Source organism: Veillonella sp. (assembly GCF_019414865.1).
GTDB lineage: Bacteria > Bacillota > Negativicutes > Veillonellales > Veillonellaceae > Veillonella.
Window position 1 is genome coordinate 1 of record NZ_DXLG01000122.1, and the last position, 4,641, is coordinate 4,641.

General features: G+C 38.2%; 3 protein-coding genes. 1 reads left to right on the forward strand and 2 read right to left on the reverse strand.

What is annotated here, in order from left to right:
- Positions 1-140: 140 nt before the first annotated feature.
- On the forward strand, positions 141-779 hold the full coding sequence (locus QZ334_RS07010) for a hypothetical protein (protein WP_024065613.1): 639 nt from the start codon (positions 141-143) through the stop codon (positions 777-779).
- An 85-nt stretch (positions 780-864) separates the two neighbouring features.
- Here QZ334_RS07010 and QZ334_RS07015 read toward each other — a convergent pair whose 3' ends face one another.
- Both QZ334_RS07015 and QZ334_RS07020 read right to left on the reverse strand, forming a co-directional pair.
- The gene (locus QZ334_RS07015; RefSeq protein ID WP_005385256.1) at positions 865-1,893 is read right to left on the reverse strand and encodes a ribonucleotide-diphosphate reductase subunit beta; all 1,029 of its coding nucleotides are present in this window, start codon (positions 1,891-1,893) and stop codon (positions 865-867) included.
- Positions 1,894-1,967: 74 nt separating this feature from the next.
- Positions 1,968-4,250 carry a ribonucleoside-diphosphate reductase subunit alpha gene (locus QZ334_RS07020; RefSeq protein ID WP_295233117.1) on the reverse strand — a complete coding sequence of 761 codons (2,283 nt, stop codon included), beginning with the start codon at positions 4,248-4,250 and terminating at the stop codon, positions 1,968-1,970.
- Positions 4,251-4,641 lie beyond the last annotated feature (391 nt).

A 4,641-nucleotide genomic window follows, 5' to 3' on the forward strand; every position in this document is an offset into this window, starting at 1 on the left:
CATATGTACAACAATATATTTAATTTATAAATAAGTATATAAATTTTACTGTTTACTTAGAGAATTATGATATAATATAGGTGTATAAATAATAATCGTTATTTGATTGCATAGAATTTCTTGAGTAAGGAGATTTCATTATGACAGCAGAACAAAAAGCAGCTACGGCAGCAACAAGTTCTACCGCAGCTAAACCAACACCTGATCAAGGTACAGACTGGATAATTTGCCGTGTATGCGGATATATTGAGGAAGCTAAGTACAGGGATCAACCTTGTCCAGCATGTGGTTTCCCTCCAACAGTTTGGATGGATTACAAACCACGTCGCATTAATCCAACACGCGAAAAATTGCTAGATTTTCATTTTCATCCAATTGCGGTACATTTCCCAATCGTAGCAACAGTAGCTTCTTTCTTAGTACCTGTTATTGCTTTGTTGATTCCATCTATTTCCAATGTATTATTCTCTGCAATTTCATTAGCAGCTATGATTTTACCACTTCTCGTTATCATTGGTGGTATTTCTGGTTATTTTGGTAGTAAATTACGTTACAAAACAGGAACATCTAAAATCCCTAAAGCAAAGATTTACTTAACCATTATCTACTTTATTCTTTCCTGTGCACAAGCCTACATCGCTATCGCTGACGGTGTGAATGCTGATAACGCATGGATTATGATTGTTTTAGGTCTCGTGGCTTCTTTCTTTGCTGCCAAACTTGGTAAAATGGGTTCCTACCTATTTGCAGGTCGATTCGGCCCATATACAGCTGGCTAACAGTTATTAATTGAATAACCTTTATAAAGAAAAAAAAGTGATTCTCACGATGGGAGAATCACTTTTTCTTTTATCTTTTTTGTTACTATTCTAAATCATCAAAATCGAATGCCGCTGCTTTTGTATAGTTTGTAACTTTTGCTTCGAAGAAGTCTGTTTTTGTACTATTCAAGTTGGAGAAGCTTTCGATCCATTCCATTGGATTATCCTTGATTTCAGGATATAGATGAGGCAAGCCGATTGCTTCTAAGCGGATATTGGCAAGGTATTTGATATAGCGTTCGATAAGAACATTGTTAAGGCCGAGGATTTTATCATCAGTGATGTATTGACCCCATGCGATTTCATTTTCTGCACCTTGACGAATCATGTCAGTGATTTTCGCTTCTAGTTCAGGAGTGAACAAGTCAGGGCGTTCACGACGTAACTCGCGGATGATGTTTTGGAACAATACAAGGTGAGTTACTTCGTCGCGGTTAATGTATTTGAAGATTGTAGATGTAGCTGTCATTTTACCTTGGCGTGCCAATGTGTAGAAGAAGCTAAAGCCAGAGTAGAAGTAAATACCTTCTAAGATATAGTTTGCAATGATTGTGTGAATAAGGTTTGCTTCGCTAGGATCATCGCTAAACCGTTGATATGCATCGGCGATGAAACGGTTACGTTCAAGCAATGTTTTATCTGTACGCCATTCGTCATAAATTTTGTCACGTGTAATAGGGTTCGTTACAGTATCCAAAATGTAGGAATAACTTTGAGCGTGAATTTCTTCTTGGAATGCTTGGATATTCAATAAGGATGCCACTTCAGAGGCTGTAATATAACGGCTCAAGTTAGGCAAGTTTTCAGATTGAATGGAATCAAGGAAGTTCAAGAACGCAATGATTTTATCGAATGCACGGCGTTCGTAATCTGTTAAGTATGGGAATTGCTTAACGTCTTCGTTCAAGGAAATCTCTTCAGGAATCCAGAAGTTGTTGAGCATTGTGCGGTACATTTGGTTAGCCCAGTCGTACTTGATACGGTTCCATTCGCGAAGGTTTGTTGTGTTGCCGCCAATCATAGATTGCGTGCCACGTTCACCATGTTCGTTGAAAATCAGTTTTTTCTCCATAGTAGGACTCCTTTATACAACGATGCGACCTATACTGCGATAGGTCGTCATCAGACTTATATACACATCTCGTATTAGGAGGAGCAGCTTGTGCACTCATCCATTTCAAGGGATTGGTTACGGATATAGTAGATTGTTTTGATACCTTGTTTATAGGCCTCAACATAAAGGTCTAGAATTTCTTTCGCCTTCATTTGAGGTGTGATATACAAGTTGAAAGATTGTGCTTGGTCAATATGACGTTGACGTACGCCACAAGCTTTGATAGACCATTGTTGGTCGATTGTATGCGCTTCTTTGTAGAGCCAGAATGTTTTGTTGTTCAAATCTGGTGCAGTTTTTGGTGTGAAAGAACCTTTCTTTTCTTCGATGAAGAATTTTTTGAAGATTGGGTCGATACCAGCTGTAGTGTTCGCAATGTTGGAAGTAGAACCAGTAGGCGCTACAGCCATCAAGTAACCATTACGGATACCGTATTTAGCAACGTCTGCCGCCAATTGTTTCCAACGATCAGATGTATAGCCACGACGTGTGAAGTATTCACCAGTTTCCCATTCGGAACCTTTAAATGCAGGGTACGCACCTTTTTCTTTAGCCAATTCCATGGAAGCTTTGATAGCATAGTAGGCGATGTTTTCGAACAATTTGTCCGCAACTTCGATGTGCTCATCAGATTCCCATTGGATATCGTGGTTTACAAGGTAGTGGTGATAACCAGAAGTACCAAGACCAATAGCGCGGTATTTATCAGATGTCATACGAGACTCTGGCACTGGCGCTTGGTTGATAGAGATAACATTGTCTAGCATTCGAATTTGAAGGGCAATATTTTCTTCTAACTCTTCGTCAGTAATACGGCCAAGGCTGATGGAGTTCAAGTTACATGTAACCATGTCACCTGTATTTGTTTTCGTAGTGATAGTACCGTCTTCGTTGATAATTTCTTCAGCAAGATTAGTGAAACCAACGTTTTGTGCGATTTCGTGGCACAAGTTGGATGCGTAAATCATACCTGCATGTTTGTTAGGGTTTGCAGCGTTTACAGTATCGCGGAAGAAGATGAACGGTGTACCAGTTTCAACAGCGGAGCGCATGATTTTTTTCATCATGTCTAATGCTGGTACTTCGATACCGTGTAAGTTAGGATCTTGTTCACATTCAAGGTAACGTTTTGAGAATTCCTTATTGTCATCAGTATCGTAGTAGTCTTCTAAGGCATAACCTTTTACAGCTAAGATTTCATGAGGATCGAAGAGGGTGAAGTTTTCACGAGCAATCATACGCTCCATGAAGATGTTTGGAACAGAGATAGCAGGGAAGATATCGTGTGCTTTACGACGGTCATCACCATTATTTGTACGAAGTTCTACAAATTCGTAGAAGTCTTTATGCCAAATATCAAGTGTTACTGTAGCGCCACCTTTACGTTTGCCCAATTGGTCTACTGCAACAGCTGTATCGTTGTACAAGCGAATCCAAGGAATAACGCCACCAGAGGAGTTTTTGAAACCGCGAATATCAGAGTTCAATGCGCGAACTTTACCAAGGTAGATACCAAGAGCGCCACCGTGTTTAGATACGCGGGAGAACTTGCTGTTTACGTCGTAAATGGACCATAAGTTGTCATCTACACCAGAGATGAAGCAAGAGGACAATTGATGGAATGGTGTACCAGCATTTGCCAATGTAGGTGTAGCTGTTGTCATTTTTAATTGGCTCATCAAGTCGTAGAATTTCTTAGCATATTTTACTTTATTTTCGCCTTCTACTAATGCCAAGTGCATAGCGATAGCCATGAAACGTTCTTGTGGCAATTCGTAGATTTCTTTGTTGAAGCCTTTTACCAAATAACGGTCAGCTAATAATTTAAGACCTTCATAGTTGAAGAGATAGTCTCGTTTAGGCTTGATGTAATCGCCTAATTCTTGCAATTCGTCAGCTGTATATTCAGTAACGAAGAAGTCAGCGTATTTTTTCTCTTTTACAAGCATGTGTACAAGATTTGGGAAGTTACCATAGCCGAACGCTTTATAGCGACGAGTGATAGCCGCTTCTTTATAGAGATCGAATAAGAAGAGACGAGCCGCTACGAATTGCCAATCTTGGTTCATTTTATTAACTTGGTTGCCGAAGCCATCGTCTTTTTTAGAGATAACCTTTTCGATAGCTGTTTGTACTAAAGTTTTTTGAATCTCTTTAGTAGTCATACCATCAACGAATTGTAATTTCGCATCCATTTCCAATTCTAGTGGATCACAAGAATCTAACCCCAAACACGCGAAGGCAATCATACGTTTCGTTTTTTCAACGGATAAAGGCTCGAAATGGCCATCCCGTTTCTTGATCATAATCTCCATTACTGTTCCCCTTGAGTTTAAAAGTAATAAAACTGTTAATCTAAGCATATATAAGATTAGACTGAAAAGTATAAAATATCTTTAAGTTAAGTCTAATCAGAAAAATAAGAAAACTACAATATATGGTAGTTTTCTTATTAAGCTTATACATTATGTTACGATTATAGCGAAAAAAATCTATACATTCAATATTGACATTTAGAAATTTATGGATATAGTATGCTTAATTTTATCGATATAGTAGTAAATATAGCTATATTCTATTTAGGGCGACTTATATGATGATTTTGAATGGTGTATCTCTTTTGCGAATACTAGATAAAGCTATATGTTTTTAGAGTAATTATGAAATATATGAGTTAGGTACCATATAGTTTTGAATAGAAATATA